This window comes from Enterococcus sp. BWT-B8, assembly GCF_020567625.1.
Classification (GTDB): Bacteria; Bacillota; Bacilli; order Lactobacillales; family Enterococcaceae; genus Enterococcus_L.
This window is the reverse complement of sequence record NZ_JAJDJV010000012.1, coordinates 47,938-65,780: the sequence shown is the minus strand read 5'-3', so window position 1 is coordinate 65,780 and position 17,843 is coordinate 47,938. Positions and strand designations below refer to the sequence as shown.

Annotated in this window: 16 protein-coding genes; 4 read left to right on the top strand and 12 right to left on the bottom strand. The window is 39.6% G+C overall.

The features are described 5' to 3' along the window. Positions 1-149: 149 nt before the first annotated feature. Both LI951_RS11615 and LI951_RS11610 read right to left on the bottom strand, forming a co-directional pair. Positions 150-875, bottom strand: a complete 726-nt coding sequence (locus tag LI951_RS11615; RefSeq protein WP_229442281.1) for a YebC/PmpR family DNA-binding transcriptional regulator — start codon at positions 873-875, stop codon at positions 150-152. A gap of 168 nt (positions 876-1,043) precedes the next feature. Continuing rightward, entirely contained in the window at positions 1,044-1,556 is a 513-nt protein-coding gene (locus LI951_RS11610) for a VanZ family protein (protein WP_229442280.1), read from the bottom strand. Between the two features lie 104 nt (positions 1,557-1,660). Between LI951_RS11610 and LI951_RS11605 the strand changes: the two genes are divergently transcribed. After that, positions 1,661-3,466, top strand: a complete 1,806-nt coding sequence (locus tag LI951_RS11605) for a M3 family oligoendopeptidase (protein ID WP_229442279.1) — start codon at positions 1,661-1,663, stop codon at positions 3,464-3,466. A gap of 150 nt (positions 3,467-3,616) precedes the next feature. Here the strand turns inward: LI951_RS11605 and LI951_RS11600 are convergent, their stop codons facing one another. The 6 genes from LI951_RS11600 to rpsO all read right to left on the bottom strand — a co-directional run bounded on the left by LI951_RS11600 (position 3,617) and on the right by rpsO (position 11,700). Further along, positions 3,617-4,939 carry an NlpC/P60 family protein gene (locus tag LI951_RS11600; protein WP_229442278.1) on the bottom strand — a complete coding sequence of 441 codons (1,323 nt, stop codon included), beginning with the start codon at positions 4,937-4,939 and terminating at the stop codon, positions 3,617-3,619. 242 nt (positions 4,940-5,181) lie between these two features. After that, complete coding sequence (locus LI951_RS11595; RefSeq protein ID WP_229442277.1) at positions 5,182-6,471, bottom strand: coiled-coil domain-containing protein; 1,290 nt, start codon at positions 6,469-6,471, stop codon at positions 5,182-5,184. A gap of 194 nt (positions 6,472-6,665) precedes the next feature. Further along, positions 6,666-7,175 (bottom strand): rod shape-determining protein MreD, encoded by a 510-nt coding sequence (mreD, locus tag LI951_RS11590; RefSeq protein ID WP_202066334.1) that lies wholly within the window; start codon positions 7,173-7,175, stop codon positions 6,666-6,668. Beyond that, positions 7,172-8,032, bottom strand: coding sequence for a rod shape-determining protein MreC (gene mreC, locus LI951_RS11585; protein WP_202066332.1), 861 nt, complete (start codon positions 8,030-8,032; stop codon positions 7,172-7,174). Before mreC ends, mreD begins: the two co-directional genes overlap by 4 nt. Before the next feature lie 643 nt (positions 8,033-8,675). After that, on the bottom strand, positions 8,676-10,790 hold the full coding sequence (pnp, locus tag LI951_RS11580; RefSeq protein ID WP_229442276.1) for a polyribonucleotide nucleotidyltransferase: 2,115 nt from the start codon (positions 10,788-10,790) through the stop codon (positions 8,676-8,678). A gap of 640 nt (positions 10,791-11,430) precedes the next feature. Continuing rightward, on the bottom strand, positions 11,431-11,700 hold the full coding sequence (gene rpsO / locus LI951_RS11575; RefSeq protein ID WP_202066327.1) for a 30S ribosomal protein S15: 270 nt from the start codon (positions 11,698-11,700) through the stop codon (positions 11,431-11,433). Positions 11,701-12,139: 439 nt separating this feature from the next. Between rpsO and def the strand changes: the two genes are divergently transcribed. Beyond that, positions 12,140-12,703 carry a peptide deformylase gene (def, locus tag LI951_RS11570; protein WP_202066319.1) on the top strand — a complete coding sequence of 188 codons (564 nt, stop codon included), beginning with the start codon at positions 12,140-12,142 and terminating at the stop codon, positions 12,701-12,703. A gap of 698 nt (positions 12,704-13,401) precedes the next feature. Here def and LI951_RS11565 read toward each other — a convergent pair. From LI951_RS11565 to LI951_RS11555, 3 genes are all read right to left on the bottom strand, one after another. Then, positions 13,402-13,557, bottom strand: coding sequence for a hypothetical protein (locus LI951_RS11565; protein WP_229442275.1), 156 nt, complete (start codon positions 13,555-13,557; stop codon positions 13,402-13,404). 191 nt (positions 13,558-13,748) lie between these two features. Beyond that, entirely contained in the window at positions 13,749-14,525 is a 777-nt protein-coding gene (locus tag LI951_RS11560) for a Cof-type HAD-IIB family hydrolase (RefSeq protein ID WP_229442274.1), read from the bottom strand. 218 nt (positions 14,526-14,743) lie between these two features. Further along, positions 14,744-15,541, bottom strand: coding sequence for a formate/nitrite transporter family protein (locus LI951_RS11555; protein ID WP_202066313.1), 798 nt, complete (start codon positions 15,539-15,541; stop codon positions 14,744-14,746). Between the two features lie 399 nt (positions 15,542-15,940). Between LI951_RS11555 and rpsD the strand changes: the two genes are divergently transcribed. Beyond that, entirely contained in the window at positions 15,941-16,552 is a 612-nt protein-coding gene (gene rpsD / locus LI951_RS11550) for a 30S ribosomal protein S4 (protein ID WP_229442273.1), read from the top strand. Between the two features lie 143 nt (positions 16,553-16,695). Here the strand turns inward: rpsD and LI951_RS11545 are convergent, their stop codons facing one another. Continuing rightward, positions 16,696-16,881 carry a hypothetical protein gene (locus LI951_RS11545; RefSeq protein ID WP_202066304.1) on the bottom strand — a complete coding sequence of 62 codons (186 nt, stop codon included), beginning with the start codon at positions 16,879-16,881 and terminating at the stop codon, positions 16,696-16,698. A gap of 233 nt (positions 16,882-17,114) precedes the next feature. On the opposite strand from LI951_RS11545, the gene LI951_RS11540 reads away from it, so the two are divergent. Next, the gene (locus LI951_RS11540) at positions 17,115-17,441 is read left to right on the top strand and encodes a hypothetical protein (protein WP_202066302.1); all 327 of its coding nucleotides are present in this window, start codon (positions 17,115-17,117) and stop codon (positions 17,439-17,441) included. Positions 17,442-17,843: the final 402 nt, after the last annotated feature.

The following is a 17,843-nucleotide window of genomic DNA, read 5'->3' as shown; positions in this document are numbered from 1 at the left end:
ACTTTTTTTATTTTTTTTCTGTCATATCGATCATACAGGAGTTTTCCGGTAAAATACAGACTGAACGAAAATAAAAAAACTGTACTGCTTCCATTAAAGGCGGCAGTACAAAAAGCTCTTTTGAGTTCTCATATTATATTCTTCAATAATCACAGATCTGCTGAAGTAAATACTTCCGACACATCATCATCGTCTTCCAGCTTATCAATCAGCTTCTGCAGCTGTTCATTTTGAGATTCAGTAAGCTCTATCAGCGTTTGAGGGACCATGGTCAACTCAGCTTGAGCTAATGAATAGTCCAGCTTCTGCAGACCCTCTCGAACAGCAGGAAAAGCTTCAGGAACCGTATAGATCTCAAAGACTTCTTCAGATACCTCCAAATCTTCTCCGCCAACATCCAAAACCTGCTCCAGCATGGTATCCTCATCAACAGACAAAGCTGCCCGTTCAATTGCTATATACCCTTTACGATCAAACATGTAGCTGACTGAGCCAGTTTCCCCCAAAGAACCGCCATTACGATTAAAAGCAGTCCGGACATTCGTTCCGGTTCTATTCCGGTTGTCAGTCAAAGCATAAACCAGTACTGCCGAACCGCCGGGACCATATCCTTCATAAATCACTTCATCATAATGTTCGCCACTTCCTGAACTATCTGCCTTTTTGATCGCCCGATCAATATTGTCATTTGGCATATTGGCTGCTTTTGCTTTGTCTATAACCAGCCGCAGCGCAGGATTCATTGCCGGATCTCCTCCACCGGATTTCGCAGCCATATAAATTTCCCGGGAAAGCTTTTGAAAGATTTTTCCTCGTTTTGCGTCCTGTGCATTTTTTCTGCCTTGAATATTTTTCCATTTACTGTGACCTGCCATTTTTCTTCCCCCTGACTTGTATTATCCTATCTATCATTGTACTATTCTTTTCTTCTGTTGCAACTGCCCCAATATACGTGATGACTGAAAATAAAAAAAGAGGAAGGAAAACTCTCTCAAGCTCGTCCTCCCTTCCTCAAATCAAACCTCATAAAAATAACAATCATTTCACAGCTGTACGCGGCTTTTCCTGCCTTTTAATCCTGCAAACAACAGGCAGAGCAGCACAGCCAGCAGCGCTCCGGCCGAATCCAGCGCAATATCCTGAAACAAGGGGGTTCGACCTCCGGTGATCATCTGATGAATTTCATCCAATGCAGCGTAACCGGTAGCCGTAAGCCAGGCAACTACAGCTGTAAGTACTGATTGATTGATTCTCGGACGCAAGCCAAGGAACCAGCTTCCTCCCAGCAAAAAGTAAGTCAGAATATGGGCCCCTTTACGAATAAAAAATTCAACAAATTTAAAATATCCATTTGCCTGAATACTGACTTCATCAGATGCATACACAAAAGAAATCCTGCTCAGCTGTTCTTTAAATGGTTCATTTGAAAAATATTTCTGCAAAAACCCAATTTGAGACTGCTGTTCATAGGTTTGAGAAGAACTATAAAATAATATACCCATAATGATAAATGCGCAAATCAGATATACGTTACTGTTTCTAAAAAAGTTTTTCACTTTATCACCTCTTCTTACTAATATTAGCTTTTTTCACTACAAGAAACAATGCATTTTAAGCTATAATAATAAAGAAAAGTTTATAAAAGAAAGCGGGTTGTGTTATGACATATTCTCTCAATTGGGATTTAGACAGTATTTTCCCAGGAGGAAGTTCATCAGAGGAATTGATCACCAGAATGAATAAGCTGAAAACGGACAGCAAAACCTACCAAACACTGGTTCGGGAATGGGACATCGGCAATCCAAAAACAAATCAACTATTCAAAGAAATCCTAAAGCTGCAAAGCAGTATCAACGATGGTTTTATGCAATGCAGCAGTTTTATTAATGCACTTTTAGCAGCAAACACCAATGACAGCAAAGCAAAAATATTATTAGGCAACCTTAGCAAGCTGATGCCGGCTGCCCAGCTTGGCGATACATTGCTGAAAACAAAGCTGACGAAAATATCTGATGAACAGTGGTCCAAATTTATTGAGCATAATGACTGGAAGGAGCTGGCATTCCGATTAACGGAACTGCGGACAGAAGGACGCGCTCAACTATCAGAAAATGAAGAAAATATTATCAATACGCTTTCATTGGATGGTCTAGCTGCATGGAGTGCTCATTATGATACAATTGTCTCAACACTAACCCTTCCATTTACTGAAAAAGATGGCTCAGTCAGTCAGTTATCTGCCGGACAGGCGTTTAACCGAATGACGAGTGATCCCGATGCCGAAATCAGACAGACGTTATTCGATTTGTGGGAAGCGGCCTGGACAGAAAAATCACCCCTGCTTGCCGATACTCTGAATCATTTAGACGGATTCAGACTCAGCGACTATCAGCTTCACGGAATTAAAAACTTTCTCGAAAAGCCGCTAACCTATAATCGTATGAAGGAAGACACACTAAACGCAATGTGGCAGGTAATCAGTGAAAACAAACAACACATGGTTGATTATCTTACACGAAAAGCCCAGCTGTTCGGCAAAGAAAAAATGGATTGGCAGGACCAGGACGCTCCTGTTATTTTAGGAAATCTGAAGGAAAAAGTATTCAGTTTTGACGAAGCTGCTGCATTCATTTTAACGAACTTCAAAAAATTCAGTCCCAAAATGGCTGAATTCGCTCAGTCTGTATTTGAAAAAAGCTGGATTGAAGCAGAGGACCGACCTGGCAAACGTCCGGGAGGCTATTGTACGGAGCTTCCTGAAACAAAAGAATCACGAATATTTATGACCTATGGCGGTTCCATCAATGAAGTAGCCACCTTAGCCCACGAGTTGGGACATGCATTTCACAGCAGTGTTCTCTGGGAGCTGCCCACATTGAATCGGGACTATGCGATGAACGTTGCAGAAACTGCCAGTACATTTGCTGAGCTGATTGTCGCTGATGCGTCGTTAAAAACAGCTGAAACTAATGAAGAACGAATCAATCTGCTGGATGCAAAACTTCAAAATACCAATGCAATGTTTATGAACATTCATGCACGTTTTCTATTTGAAACAAACTTCTATGAAGCTAGAAAATCAGGTTTACTGTCAGAAGAACAGATAACAGAAATGATGCTTGAAGCACAAAAAGAAAGTTATCAAAATTGTCTGGATAACTACCATCCTCATTTCTGGGCAAGCAAGCTTCATTTCTTTATTGATGATATTCCTTTTTACAACTTCCCATATACATTTGGGTATCTGTTCAGTCAAGGAATTTATGCAACTGCGCAAAAAAGCGGTACTGACTTTGAAGACAGCTATATTGATCTTCTTAGAGATACTGCTTCAATGACATCAGAAGACTTGGCTGAAAAGCATCTAAATGTTGATCTGACAAAACCTGAATTCTGGAAGGCAGGTGTCGATCTAGTCAACGCAGACATCAAAGAATTCCTCGAATTGACTGAACCGTATGTTTAATCACAAAGGATCAACTTAAGATGGAGAAGCCAAAATTATTCTCCATCTTTTTTGAATTATATATTTGCAGGTAAATAACAACAAAATACAAATTATTGGACAAAAAAAGATCTGGAAAAATTCCAGATCTTTTTGACTAATTAATTTGAATTACATACGTACTGCAAAGCTTGGCGCCCATCCGCTTACTGAATCTACACGTACCCCTTGAGAAGGATTAGCTGCATGAACGAATGAACCTCCGCCTAATGCAATCGCTACGTGATAAGAAGCGCCCGGTGATCCCCAGAAGTACAAGTCTCCTGCTTGAGCTTCTGAAACTGCGATACGTGTTCCGGCACCCTCTTGAGCCACTGTATAGCCACCCACATTACGACCTTGAGCAGTCATAAATGCGTAATAGACAAGCCCTGAACAGTCAAAGCTGTTTGGTCCTTTAGAACCCCATACGTAAGATTTTCCTACTTGTGCCATCGCTACAGAAACTGCTGAACCGCCTGACGGTGCAGGAGCAGGTGTAGGATCGGGCGTTGGTGTTGGTGTCGGTGCAGGATCTGGTGTTGGCGTTGGCGTTGGTGTCGGCGTAACACCTCCATTACCTGAATTCGTATTGTTCCCACCGCTATTAGTATTATTATTGCTTCCTGAATTACCTGATGTTGTATTCCCAACATCTTCAGTTGCAACTGTTGTACTATTATTTTCTTCAACAGTTGACTGTTCTGCTGCAGTCGCCGCGGCAGCTTCAGCTGCTTCTCTAGCTGCTGCCTCCTGTTGGGCTACCAGTGCACGTTGTGCTTCTGCTTCTGCCTTTTGTTGAACAAACGCAGCTTTTTGATCTTCTGCAGTTGCACGCTCAGCAGACAAACCTGCTTGTAATACTTCCAAATCAAGCTGTGACTTAATAATTTCACCTTTTTGAGCTTCTAATGCTACTTGATTTTCTTCGATTTTAGCACTTTTTTCTTGAGTTTCAGCTTTTTTAGCTTCTACTGCTTGCTGATCATCTTTTTGCTGCTGTACTAAATCATTGTTTGCTCTGACAATTGTTGTCAGGGCCTGAACACGAGTAATAGCATCAGAAAATGATTCCGCTGCTAAAACAGTATCCATATAACTAGTTGCACTTCCGTTCACTTGAACGTCACGCGCTTGTTCCTGAATAGCAACTTCACGTTTTTCAATCCGTTTAGTTAATTCAGCAATTTCAGCTGCTAATGCTGCTGTCTGTTCTCTTAATTCAGTTTGTTCTAATTGCAGTTGATCTGCTTGTGTTACGATTTCAGCAATTTCATTTTGTAAAGAAGCGATTTGTGTTTGTACTGATGCTTCTTGAGCTTTAAGTCCACTGATTTTTTGTTCCTGTTGTTGAATTTTTGAATCAACATCATCTGCGAATGCAGTTGCAGAAGGTCCTACTGTTGAAAGTACTAATGAACTTAATACTAACATTGGGATTACGCGTTTCTTCACTATTCATTCCTCCGGGCAAATTATTTAAAGTTAAACTCTAAAGTTATAATTTTCTTTTCTCAATTATTGACTTTATCAGTTTAACATACTCCTATGTCATACAGATAATAGAAACATTACAAAATTGTTTCAAATATCGAAATAAGAAAGAGGTTGTGATAAACACTCATGAGGTCAAAAGCCCTCATAAGTGTTTATCACAATCCCCTTTGCTTTATCCTATTTAATTATTCCTTATCCCGTTATCCCGGAAAACGCCATACAACTGCTCTAAAATTAGCTGGAGGCGCAGGTCTCCAGTTTTTATTTGTCGAAACATAGCCAGAACCGCCAGGATTATTAGCTTCTACAATTTGGACGATTCCATTTTCCACACCTACAATCAATACAGTATGAACTCCGCCAATCCAGCCTTCTGGACTATAGATATTTTCATATTGAACAACATCTCCGGGCTGTACATCGGCCCACGAGATCTGAACTGCCCCTGAAGCCACATATCCGCTGTGAGGACCACCGACAGCAAAACCAATATTCCCTGCAGATAACCAGCGTCGAACTGAAACAAGGCACTCGCCCTGGGCACCCCAGCCAGTTGGATAGCTGTTGCCGCAATCTGCCAGTGCAGCACTTACTACCGCCTGTTTTGCAGCGGAAACATTTTTGGCACTTCCAGGCATTGCTGTGTCTGTGTCATCATACTTTGATGTTGATTGGGCAGGCTTCTGTATAGCAGAAGTTGTACCATCTTCTTCGATAATATTCATACTTTCAGTTTGAGCAAGAATTTCCTGGACCAGCTTTTCCTTCTCTTCTTCTATCCGCTTCTGCTCAGCCTCCTGCTCTGCCAGTTTTTGCTCGGCAGCTGTTTTTTGGGCAGTATATTCAGCCTTTTTACTTTCTTCCGTTGCCCGTTCTGCTTCCAACTCATTTTTGGCAATCTCCTGCTGAATTTTCAAAGTTTCCAGTGATGCTGTCTTTTTATCCAACTCTTTAACAGCTGTTTCCAAAACAGAAATCTGACTTTCAACTGTTTTTGTCTTATCATCTACTTCAGCCTTATCTTCTGTTTGCTGATCCAGTAAGTCATTATTGGCGTTAACTAATGCAGTCAGGCTTTGAACGCGAGTCAAGGCATCAGAAAGAGATTCTGAATTCAGAATAACTTCAAGATAGCTTGTACCATTTCCGCTGACTTGCACATCTCTGGCTTGCTTCTGCATTTGAACATCTCTTTTTTGAATACGCACATTTAAATCAGAAATTTCATTGTAAAGGTTTTTGATTTCTTCTGTAAGCAGTTCTTTAGTTTCGCTGAGCTTATCCACTTTTTCTGCTGTTGCCAGCATTTCAGTCTCAATCTCAGCCAACGCCTGTTCTGCTTCTGCTTCTTTTGTTTTTAATGCATCAATTTTTTGATTCTGTTCTGTGATTTGAGCATCCACATCCGTTGCTGTAGCAACTGCAGGCAAAGAGACTGCGGTCAGAGCCAACGAACAGACCAGTAAAGTTGATATCAGATTATTTTTCACGAATGTACTCCTCCGAATATGTCTATCTATTAATTAAAATCAATTATTTCGCTTACTTTTTTTTCAGTATCAATACAATTGTAACACAAATATATGTCATATATATATAATGAATATTACAAAAATGTTTCCAAGGGCACATTAAATAGCATACCCCCCCCATCGAAAGATTCTTCCGAAAACAAAAAAAGAAACTATGCTGTAGAGAATAGCTTCTTTAACGGATAATAAAATAGTACAAATAACAGCATATTAAATAACAAAGTCGGTCCGAGCGTTCTGGTAATAAAAATGATGGGTCCAACATTTGACAATCGGAAAATCATTTGCAGTACAACCGAAATCAATTCATAGCAGGTAACAAAAATTACCATTCCAAAAAAGGCAGTCGGAATATTTGTGTCCAAAACTTTTTGAAAAGTATACATCAGCACAACAGTAACCGTTAAGGCTACCGTATAAATTCCCAAAACACCGATATAGTAGCTGTCACAAATCAAACCAAGAATGACTGAACTGATAATGACATATCGTTTCGTTAAATTTGGAATCATCGTTACGTAAGCTAACAACAGAAAATGAGCACTCGGAAAATAAACATTATCCACCAGATTCTCTGCCCACATTGTCAACTGACCATCCGTCAGCATCAGGAAAAAAAGAATGAAAGGCGCATAGTACTTTACCTTATCTTTTGGAATCATTCATTTCCACCTGCCGCTCTTTGAATGATCGTCACAAATTTAATATCATACATATCTGCATAGGGTTTAACATACACTTCTCTGTCAAGTCCGTATTTATCCGGTTCTACCTTCTCCACAATTCCCACCGGAAGATCAGCTGGAGAGTTTCCTCCTAACCCGGAAGTCTGGACAACTGCGCCAACCTTTATCTCTGAATCACCTGTCAATTGTGTTGCAACCAAAGCTTTTTCTTTATCATCGTATTCCTTCAGCAGCCCATAAGAATCCCCGCTGTCAGTACTGACACGTATTGGAAAATGATTGGAATTTTGATTTTTGGTAGTCAACAGTTCCACTTTGGAAGAAAAACCGTTCACCTCAATTACCCGCCCAATCAATCCCTTTTGAGAAAGGACAGCCATATTCACTTCAATACCGGCGTTGCTGCCTTTATCCACAATCATGATATCCTGCCAAGTATCCGGCGAACGGCTGATTACATTAGCTGTGACTTTTTCATAAGTCGTCAAGGTTTCATTTAAGCCGATTTCTTCTTTCAGCGAATCAATTTCTTTTTGATAATTCTCATTTTGAATTGCCAGTTCATTATAACTGTCTATTTTTTCTTTCAACTGCTGGTTTTCATCATATGTATTAAATAGATTTGTTAATGAAGCCAAACTGCTGGCTACCGCTTTTGCAGGTGCTGAAAACATCTTGTCAACAATACCGACACCATCGTTTACTGCAGATTGAACAATATTTGCCTTTCCATTATTTGCTCTTTGCGCCGCAGTCAAGCTGATTACAGTGACCACAATGATTACTAAAATCAAAGTAATAATTATATTTTTATTTGGATTAAATTTCTTCACACCGACACCTCAGATAGTCTTCAAACTGTGGCACTAATTTTACCACTTTTTAGCTGCGAACAAAAGAGCCGCAAAGATGCTCTTTAACTTTTTTTATCAATTAATAGATGAAAAACGAACAGGTTGATTAAACCGACCCATTCGCTTTCCAAAAAAAGATTGAAGCTGATGTATTCTTCGTATAAGACAAACAATCAGCCAGCTGCAGAAAGGATCGTGACATTAGTATGTCTGAGTTCCCTAAAGCCGAATAAACGGTGTTCCAGGCTTTGTATGATTCAAGCACCCGTAAGAAGCGTAGGATCACCTCAGACATGCGATGAGCATTCGTAGAAGCGTAGAAGCAAAGCCCCTCCATTCTTCGAGGATCGGAACGAAGTGAGCTTGGGACAGAAATAAAATTCCAAACTCTCTTCATCTCTAAACCCGAATAAACGGCGGTACAAAGCGACACGTCCCTACAAGCTTCCTTAACAATTTTTATATATTTCGCCTTGTTGTCAGAGTAGATGATGCATGATACCTACTTGGTTCTTGAGACAGAACGCTTATGCTTCTGCGGTTACTCGTCGCACGAAGGGCTTTGCTCCTGCGGTTACTCGTCGCACGAAGGGCTTTGTCACCCCTCATCTATTCAACCATACTATTTGTCTTTTTTCTCTTCATTCAGCAACGCTTTTCTTGAAACGTTCACGCGTCCCATTTTGTCAATTTCCGTTACTTTAACAAGGATTTCATCCCCAAGCTTTACAACGTCTTCAACTTTTTCCACACGTTCATTGGCCAGCTGAGAAATGTGAACCAGTCCATCTTTTCCTTTGATTAAGTTAATGAACGCACCGAATTTTTCAATCCTCACTACTTTCCCCAGATAAACCTGACCTACTTCCACTTCTTTTGTCAGTTCTTCAATAATCTTAATTGCTTTCTTAATCATATCAGCATCTGCCGAGGCAATACTTACATTACCCTCTTGATCAATATCAATTTTAACACCGGTCTCATCAATAATTCCATTGATTGTTTCTCCGCCTTTACCAATGACATCTTTGATTTTAGCTGGTTTGATTTGAATCATTTCAATCTTCGGAGCATATTGACTAAGCTCTTCACGAGGACCGCTCAAGGTTGATGTCAGTTCTGCCAAGATTTCCATACGGGCTTTCTTCGCCTGTTCCAAAGCTTCCTTCAGAATTTGTTCCGTAATCCCCTGAATCTTTATATCCATCTGCAATGCAGTAATTCCTTCTTTTGTTCCCGCAACTTTAAAGTCCATATCTCCAAGATGATCTTCCAATCCTTGAATGTCTGTTAGAATCGTATAATTTTCTCCGTCACTGACCAAGCCCATTGCGATTCCGGCAACAGGTGCTTTAATCGGCACACCAGCATCCATCAAAGCTAAAATCCCGGCACAGATACTTGCCTGAGAAGAAGAACCATTTGATTCCAGTACTTCAGAAACGATACGGATTGTGTAAGGGAAATCTGCTTCACTTGGAATAATCTGTGCCATTGCACGCTCACCCAAAGCACCATGTCCGATTTCACGACGTCCTGGAGAACCGGCACGACCTGTTGACCCTACAGAGAACTGAGGGAAGTTGTAATGATGAATGAATCGTTTGCTGTCTTCCACACCCAATCCATCAATAATTTGATGCTCACCTAATGGGGCAAGAGTACAAACTGACAACGCCTGAGTCTGACCTCTGGTAAATAAACCGGAGCCGTGTACTCGAGGCAGAATTCCCACTTCAGAGGCAAGCGGACGGATTTCATCCAGCTTACGGCCATCTGGGCGGATTTTATCAATAGTAATTAATTCACGAACCACATCTTTTTCCAAATCTTCAGCAATCTGCTTTACTTCTTTGTTAATACGGCCGAGCTCTTCAGAATCTGCATATTTTTCTGCATAGACTTCTTTCACCTGATCCTTCACTGCATCAATATTATCTTCACGAGCAAGTTTTTCTTCAGTCATAACAGCATCTTTCATTGTTTGGTAATAGCCGTCAAAAATCTCTTTTTTAAGTTCTGCTTCCACCTGAAGAAGGGATACTTCCATCTTAGGTTTTCCGACTGCTGCCACAACTTCTTCCTGAAAAGCCACCAATTCTTTGATTGCATCAAAACCAAACAACAGTGCACCCAGCATATCTTCTTCTGATACTTCTTTTGCTCCGCTTTCAACCATGTTAATCGCTTTTTTTGTTCCGGCAACGCTTAATTCAATATCTGTTTTTTCTGATTGTTCAATCGTTGGATTCAACACATATTCTCCATCTACACGACCAACATTCACACCAGCAATCGGTCCGTCAAATGGAATATCTGAAATAGCCAATGCCAGAGAGGAACCCAGCATAGCTGCCATTTCCGGTGTGCAGTCCTGTTCCACACTCATCACAGTATTCGTAATTTGCACTTCATTACGGAATCCATCTGCAAACATTGGACGGATTGGACGGTCAATCAAGCGTGCAGTCAATGTAGCGCGTTCACTTGGACGACCTTCCCGTTTAATAAAGCCTCCGGGAACTTTTCCGACTGCATACATTTTTTCTTCATAATTCACTGTCAACGGAAAGAAGTCTACATCTTTTGCTTCTTTCGAAGCAACAGCAGCGCTCAATACAACGGTATCTCCATAGCGAACCAATACTGCACCGTTTGCCTGTTTTGCCAACTGACCAACCTCGATTTGCAGGGGACGTCCCCCCCATGTTGTTTTAAATATTTGTTTCTCTGACATGTTGAATCTCCTTCTTGTCCTTTGAAAAGCGGGACACTACTAAACAAATGGAAAAACCCAATGGATTAGATCCTTTCATTTGGTTAGTAGAGTTCTGGCCGGCTCTTCAAGGTACAGTTTTATTTAAAGTACACCTGATACTTTATTTCTGAACAGTTGGGAATACAGCGATAGAATTGATCGCAGGCCCCTTATGCTTATTAACTGAGATAAGTCCCAACTATTTATAAACGATGTTCCATTCTTTGGATATTTCGAGGATCGGAACAAAGCCCTTCAATTCTTAGTAGCTTTGCCATTTAGAAATTGATGAGATTGAAACGAAGTCCTTCAATTCTTAATGGCTTTGCCGTTTAGAAATTGATGAGATCGAAACGAAGTGTAGTGTAGCGTAGTGAGAACCGCAGAAGCAAATCTTTTTGTGCGATGAGTAATCGCAGGCAACCTCTCGGAAATACTACGTATCAATCCACAACCATTCATTTCATAAATAGTGCTCCTTGACAATTTTCGGATACCCCTTCTTATTGCTTCGCTTCGATGCTGGGCATGCCTATCTGGTTCTCGGAACTAGACGCTTTTGTCACAACCTCAGACTAAAAAAGTGAGATTCTGGTGAATCCCACTTTCATATTTTGGATTAACGACGTAAGCCTAAACGTTGGATCAGTTCACGGTAGCGTTGGATGTCAGTCTTACGCAGGTAAGCTAACAAGTTACGACGGTGACCGATTTTTTTCATTAGTCCACGGTAAGAATGGTGATCTTTTTTGTGAACGCGTGCATGCTCATTCAGGTGATTGATATCAGCTGTTAATACAGCGATCTGTACTTCCGGTGAACCAGTATCTCCTTCATGCAAAGCATATTCGCTAATGATTTGGTTTTTCTGTTCTTTTGACATTACCATATTTTCCACCTCTTTCTAAAAAATCATCTAAATACTGAGTAGTACGTTGGTGACTCGTACAACCAAGTAAAAGACGGTATGTTTCCACACAGATTATACTTTACAGGATAGCATGTCAAAATGCAAGACAAAACGAAGGAAAAACACCGTAAACACGTGAAAAGCTCTCTCTTTTTTCGACAGACAGCAAATCTCGGAAAAATTGTCCCGACCTGCTGTTCCTAACCTGTGCTATTCAGATACTTCTGTTCAATGTCTGACCTTTCAGGTCGCTTCTGATTCTTTTGCTCTGCTGTCTGCCCCCCTGAACAAAAACCCTTGTTTTCTGTAGAAAAGTCCCCATTTTTTTCTGTTTTGTGATACACTTAATTACGCAAAATGTTCAAACTGCCAGTAAAATCTTTTTACTGTTTTAATGATAAAAGGAGGAATCATCTGAATGATTTTGATGAATGACATTATTCGGGAGGGGCATCCTACCCTGCGCAAAGTCGCAGAAGAAACAGCATTGCCTCTATCTGAAGAAGATATTAAGCTGGGACAGGAAATGATGACCTTTCTGCAAAACAGTCAGGACCCTGAAAAAGCGGAAGAACTGGAATTAAGAGGCGGCGTCGGTCTCGCAGCTCCCCAATTGGATATTTCTAAAAGAATTATTGCTGTCCATGTTCCCAGTTCAGATATGGAAAATCCAGAGCCGGTCCTTAGTGCTGTCATGTACAATCCAAAAATTATCAGCCACTCTGTTCAGGATGCTTGTCTGGCGGAAGGCGAAGGCTGTCTATCAGTAGATCGGGAAGTCCCCGGTTACGTTGTGCGCCACAGCAAAATTACGCTGACTTATTTTGATGCAAATGGTGAAAAACAGAAAATACGGCTAAAAAATTATGAAGCCATTGTGGTACAACATGAAATTGATCATTTAAACGGGATTATGTTCTATGATCATATCAATGAAAACAGTCCCTTCAATTTGAAAGACGGCGTATTGATTATCGAATAATTCCGATTCAAATTCATATTTTTACTTATAATCTGATTGACACGCTTCTCACAGTCTGTCAATCAGATTTTTTTATCAAAAATAATCATTACTCCTGTCTCCTGTAAAAAGACTGTTAAGAAAACATGCCGACACCTCATCTCTTTACCAGCTTCGACAAAGTATAGATAATTTACTGTCATTGTCTACATCGTTCAGTTCTAAATACTCGCCCTCAACACGAATATCATTCAAGCCATCTTCCTGTACCGAGCTGAAAGCAAAAATATCTTCAAATGTAGATTTTCATACTTCCATCTTTCATTTTTATCTCAAGTTTCAGAGAATCAATCTGGCTGTCTTTTCCACTGTTGCTTTCATACGAAAAGCTAAAGCTCAACGGAGATAGTTTACTATTTTTTATCTCAGTTTAGACTTCCTGAAGCTTTACCTTTTGATTTTTTAATTCCCTGACAGATATTTCAGAAGGGTCTGTAAATTTAATTACCCGTTCCCCACGCTCATAGACTTCATAGCTGCTGTCTTCAAGTTTAATATTATAGTCTTTCAACTCAGATTTTTTATGCCAAAAAGATATTCTTCATACATCAGAACGCCCAGTTTCATTTCTCATTCATTCCCTCACCTCTTTTTCATGTGCCACTTATAATACAATCGAAAAAGGAAAATTCCTCACTTTGCAGCAAGTTTTTCCAAAACTAATGCTTTCTATCTGCAAAACTGATAATAAAAATAGGGATTAGCACCTGATTTTTCATAAAATCATCAAACAACACTTTATCTAAATCAGCTGCAGCCTGCTGAAAAAAAACAGATCCCTCATCAGCTGAAACTGATAAAGTATCTGTATTCATAATATTCTTTTATATTCGATAATTACTAGGGCGTGTCTGAAAAGTTAGTGGGCTTCGAATTTTCCAATGATTTTTATTAAAATCAAGCAAGAAAACACAGCTTATGTGATGTGGTTCATAAGCGAGTATTTATGACGAGGAGTCCTATAAAAATCATCAAAATATTCGCTGCTTGAGTTTTCAGACATACACTAGACAAATTTCAATTCTTTCAAGGCTTTCCAGATGCCGTCCTGATCATTGGTATCTGTGACCATTTTTGCTTCCTGCTGTATATGCGCTTCAGCATTTCCCATTGCTACACCAATTCCCGCTTCCCGCAGCATTTCCCGATCATTATCGCCATCTCCAAATGCGATAACATCTTCTCGTTCGATCCCTACCCGTTCAGCAAGGTTTAGAATTGTTGCTGCTTTAGAGCCGTTTTGTGGAAGAATATCTACACTCTCAGGATGCCAGCGGACAAAACGAAACTTTGGAAACAGCTCTTCAAACGAGCCTTCCAATGATTGATCATAAAATGCAAGCGCCTGATAAATATCTGCCGACTGATTAAAATGCTCATCAAAATCCAGATCATGAAAATCAATGGAGCGCATCGCTTCAACAACTTGTTGCGGCCGATGACTGTTGGTCTTTTTCACTGCATCCAGCCCAACATATGCTAAACCTAATTCCTGCTCTTCCAGTTCCTTCGAAAAACGAACCAGTTCTTCTTCATCCAACAGATTTTGATAGTATTGTTCATGATCTAAAAAAGCAGCTGCTCCATTACAAAGAATATAGTTAGGAAATTCTAAATCAAGAATAACCTTCTGTGCCATGTATCGGCTTCTTCCAGTGGCTATTGTCACTAAATGCCCCTGTTTTCTAAGCTGGTGCAAAGCCTCCCTTGTACTGTCCAGCGCCTGCTTGTCTGTTCCCAACAACGTCCCGTCAATATCAAATGCAAAAAGTTTTCTCTTCATGGAGTTTTAGTCCCGCCTGCTTTCTTTCATTTTTAATCCTTAAAAGCTCCAACAATTTCGCCTGGTGCCTCTCATCATTTTTAGCATATTAAAGACTGTTTATCAATTATACGGATTTCATTCAGATTGTCCTTTAACCATTAAAATTCCCAAAATATCAAGAAAATACACAAAAAGCCGAAGCAAAAATTCATCTCAGCTCCAGCTTTCATTCTATTTTAATCTAAATATTTTGTATCTACATCGTTCAGCCATGCATAGCCAAGTCCCATAACCAGACCGCCGCCGATAAAGTTCCCAATCAAGGCAAAAAACAGATTATGCGCAACATTTCCGACAGTCATCGCCGCCATCGTTCCATGAGAAGCAAAGTACGCTAATGTGAACGCAGGGAAATTGGCGATAACGTGTTCATATCCCAAGAAAGCAAAAATAAATATCAGGAAGATAATTGCGCCGATTTTACCTGCATCATCTTTCATACGCATGCTAACCAAGACTGCCGTGTTGACCACAATATTCGCAAACATACCTTCTACTAAAATTTGCATTGTACCCTTAGTTAATTTTCCGGAAATCGAAGTCAGCATATAATTATCTGGCGCTAACTCTTGAAAAGGAACTGTTTGAGAGACTAAGAAACCAAAAATTACCCCTCCAACTAAATTAAAGAAAATACAAGTAAATAAAATTTTTGCAGCAAATGAAACATTGATTTTTTTACGATAAACACCAACAGTCATATACAGCATATTTGATGTCCCAAGTTCAGCATTCATATAAAGTATCATTACTAAAGACCAGCTAAACATAAATGCGTACAAAATTTTCCCCAAGCCGTGTGCAATATCCTCGCCTTTCATCGCGATAGCAAATGCTACAGCTGTTCCAAGAGATAAAAACATACACGCAAGGACTGCCCGAAACGCATAACGAACGAAACTGTTTTCAAATAAGTTCATTTTTTTACTGATGGATTTATCGATCTGTTCAAATAATGGAGATACAGGTTTCATCAATTTACTGCTCCTTTTCAAATAATTTTCAATCATTCTTTTCAGAATATCCTCTCCCATTTTAATTACATAGAAACCATTTGTCCAGTGATTTTTGTGGATTTATTTCATAAATTAGCCATTCTTTCTGTCTAGTTTCTTTCTAATCTGTTGATAATCATTGACGCAGCAGGTTTTATTGAGGTATAATATCATTCGTGTAAAATAATGCAGCAGAAGGATAATAGTTCGTCAACAGTTCGTTGCCTCAAATCATCATTAATGATTTTGATCAGTAGATCTGGGTTCAACTGCGTAACCGCGGCTGCAAAGGTGAAGGTTGAAGAATGAACTGAACGAATATGAATTTTTCAGAAGATTATTTTACTCCAAAAAAATTATTTATTGGAGGAATTTTTAATGTCACGTTATACTGGACCATCTTGGAAAATCTCTCGCCGTTTAGGTATTTCTCTATCAGGAACTGGTAAAGAATTGGCACGCCGCCCTTACAAACCAGGTCAACACGGACCAAACAGCCGTGGAAAAGTATCTGAATATGGTATGCAATTAACTGAAAAACAAAAACTGCGTCATATGTATGGTATGAACGAACGTCAATTCCGTACACTTTTCGTTAAAGCAAGCAAAATTAAAGAAGGTAAGCACGGGGTTAACTTCATGATCCTGTTAGAACAACGTTTAGACAATGTTGTTTACCGTCTTGGTCTTGCAACTACTCGTCGTCAAGCACGTCAGTTAGTAAATCATGGTCACGTTTTAGTGGATGGCAAACGTGTAGACATCCCTTCTTACCACGTTGAAGTGGGTCAAGTGATTTCTATCCGTGAAAAATCTCAAAGCAATACAGCAATTAAAGAAGCAGTAGAAGCAACTCTTGGCCGTCCGGCATTTGTGAGCTTCGATACTGAAAAATTAGAAGGAAGCCTAACTCGTTTACCAGAACGTGAAGAGCTTTATCCTGAAATCGACGAAGCACTTGTCGTTGAATTCTACAACCAAGTTCTATAATATCTTACAATATTCAAAAAACCTTGCCGTTTTGGCAAGGTTTTTCTTGTTAGTCTGAAGATACTGTATACCTTCCAGACCGGCAAAATCATAAATGCTTGTATTCACCTCAAATAATGTAAGCTCTTGATTGAAAAGATAGTTTAGAACCTTGCCATATCGTCCGTCTTCTTCCGGATTTTCCGTACAAATGCTTCCAACAGCTTATGATTCAGGTAATTATTTAAAGTTAAATTAGGTAGCTGAACATTCCGTCCCTGCACTTCCGCTGATCCGCCATATACCATCAAACCAAATCCAGCAGCCAGCATGGTTACACTTATTTTCATTACAAAATCCTCTATTTCTGTTTTTTTATTCATTACACACCGAAAGGACACACATTAAAATATCGAGTAGAAATATTCCATAAAGCCTTAGACATCCCAAAATAAAGGATAGCTTCTTCCATTTAAGATAACTTTCTATTCATTTTTTGAATTTTTTATTCTAAAGACCTTTACAGAAAGAACGTACGTTCCTATAATGGTAATGAATGTAAAAACAGACAGGAGAGGATTATATGAAACTGGTGGTCACTGAAAGGCACTTGGGAGAAGGGGTATTCCCGACATTTTCGGAAGGAACCATAGTGACAAACCTTACACTCTGCGAGCATTATCATAATTGGACAGGTGGAACAATTGAAGGCTATGATACATATTTCCCTGTGGACTATATTGATGGTGATACTTTAACCAGAGAATATAACCCGACAGAGCTGATAGCAACAGAAAACAGTATCGTCGAATTAATCGAAGTTGTTTATGAATGGGCGCTGGTAAAAGATCAACACGGGACAATCGGCTGGCTACCGTTTTCCAAGCTGAAATCGCTTATTTTCGCCTAATATATAAAGAGCTGCAGAATGAAAAAAATTTGTGCATTGCTTCAAAAAAGCAAACAGGTCTACTGACAGATGAGTTGCTTCAAGCAAACGTTCAGCATTTAAAACATTTAGAAGATACAGTCATTTTAATTCTCTGAAGATCTCTGAAAGATACGAGTCAGGCGACCCAACTGCTTCAGGTAAACAGCCTGACAGATACCCAAATTCTTTTTTCAGCAATCCATTTACTCAGCGTAGCTGCCATCAATACTGCTCTTTTAAATGGACGGTTGGAAGCAAGTACTGAGAATAATTTTTTAGTAAAAAATTTATAGACACATGCAGAGAAGACCACAACCATTTACCGCTGTCCCTGCACACGTCTATTTTTTATATCTCTTTTTCAGTGTTTATTCATTGCAC

Coding starts and splice junctions, on each gene's coding strand:
- rpsD (WP_229442273.1), top strand. CDS start 15,941: ATGTCACGTTATACTGGACCATCTTGGAAAATCTCTCGCCGTTTAGGT.
- mreD (WP_202066334.1), bottom strand. CDS start 7,175: ATGATTCCAAAAGATAAGGTAAAGTACTATGCGCCTTTCATTCTTTTT.
- def (WP_202066319.1), top strand. CDS start 12,140: ATGATTTTGATGAATGACATTATTCGGGAGGGGCATCCTACCCTGCGC.
- rpsO (WP_202066327.1), bottom strand. CDS start 11,700: ATGGTAATGTCAAAAGAACAGAAAAACCAAATCATTAGCGAATATGCT.
- LI951_RS11565 (WP_229442275.1), bottom strand. CDS start 13,557: ATGAATACAGATACTTTATCAGTTTCAGCTGATGAGGGATCTGTTTTT.
- LI951_RS11540 (WP_202066302.1), top strand. CDS start 17,115: ATGAAACTGGTGGTCACTGAAAGGCACTTGGGAGAAGGGGTATTCCCG.
- pnp (WP_229442276.1), bottom strand. CDS start 10,790: ATGTCAGAGAAACAAATATTTAAAACAACATGGGGGGGACGTCCCCTG.
- LI951_RS11615 (WP_229442281.1), bottom strand. CDS start 875: ATGGCAGGTCACAGTAAATGGAAAAATATTCAAGGCAGAAAAAATGCA.
- LI951_RS11555 (WP_202066313.1), bottom strand. CDS start 15,541: ATGAAACCTGTATCTCCATTATTTGAACAGATCGATAAATCCATCAGT.
- LI951_RS11545 (WP_202066304.1), bottom strand. CDS start 16,881: ATGAAAATAAGTGTAACCATGCTGGCTGCTGGATTTGGTTTGATGGTA.
- LI951_RS11605 (WP_229442279.1), top strand. CDS start 1,661: ATGACATATTCTCTCAATTGGGATTTAGACAGTATTTTCCCAGGAGGA.
- LI951_RS11560 (WP_229442274.1), bottom strand. CDS start 14,525: ATGAAGAGAAAACTTTTTGCATTTGATATTGACGGGACGTTGTTGGGA.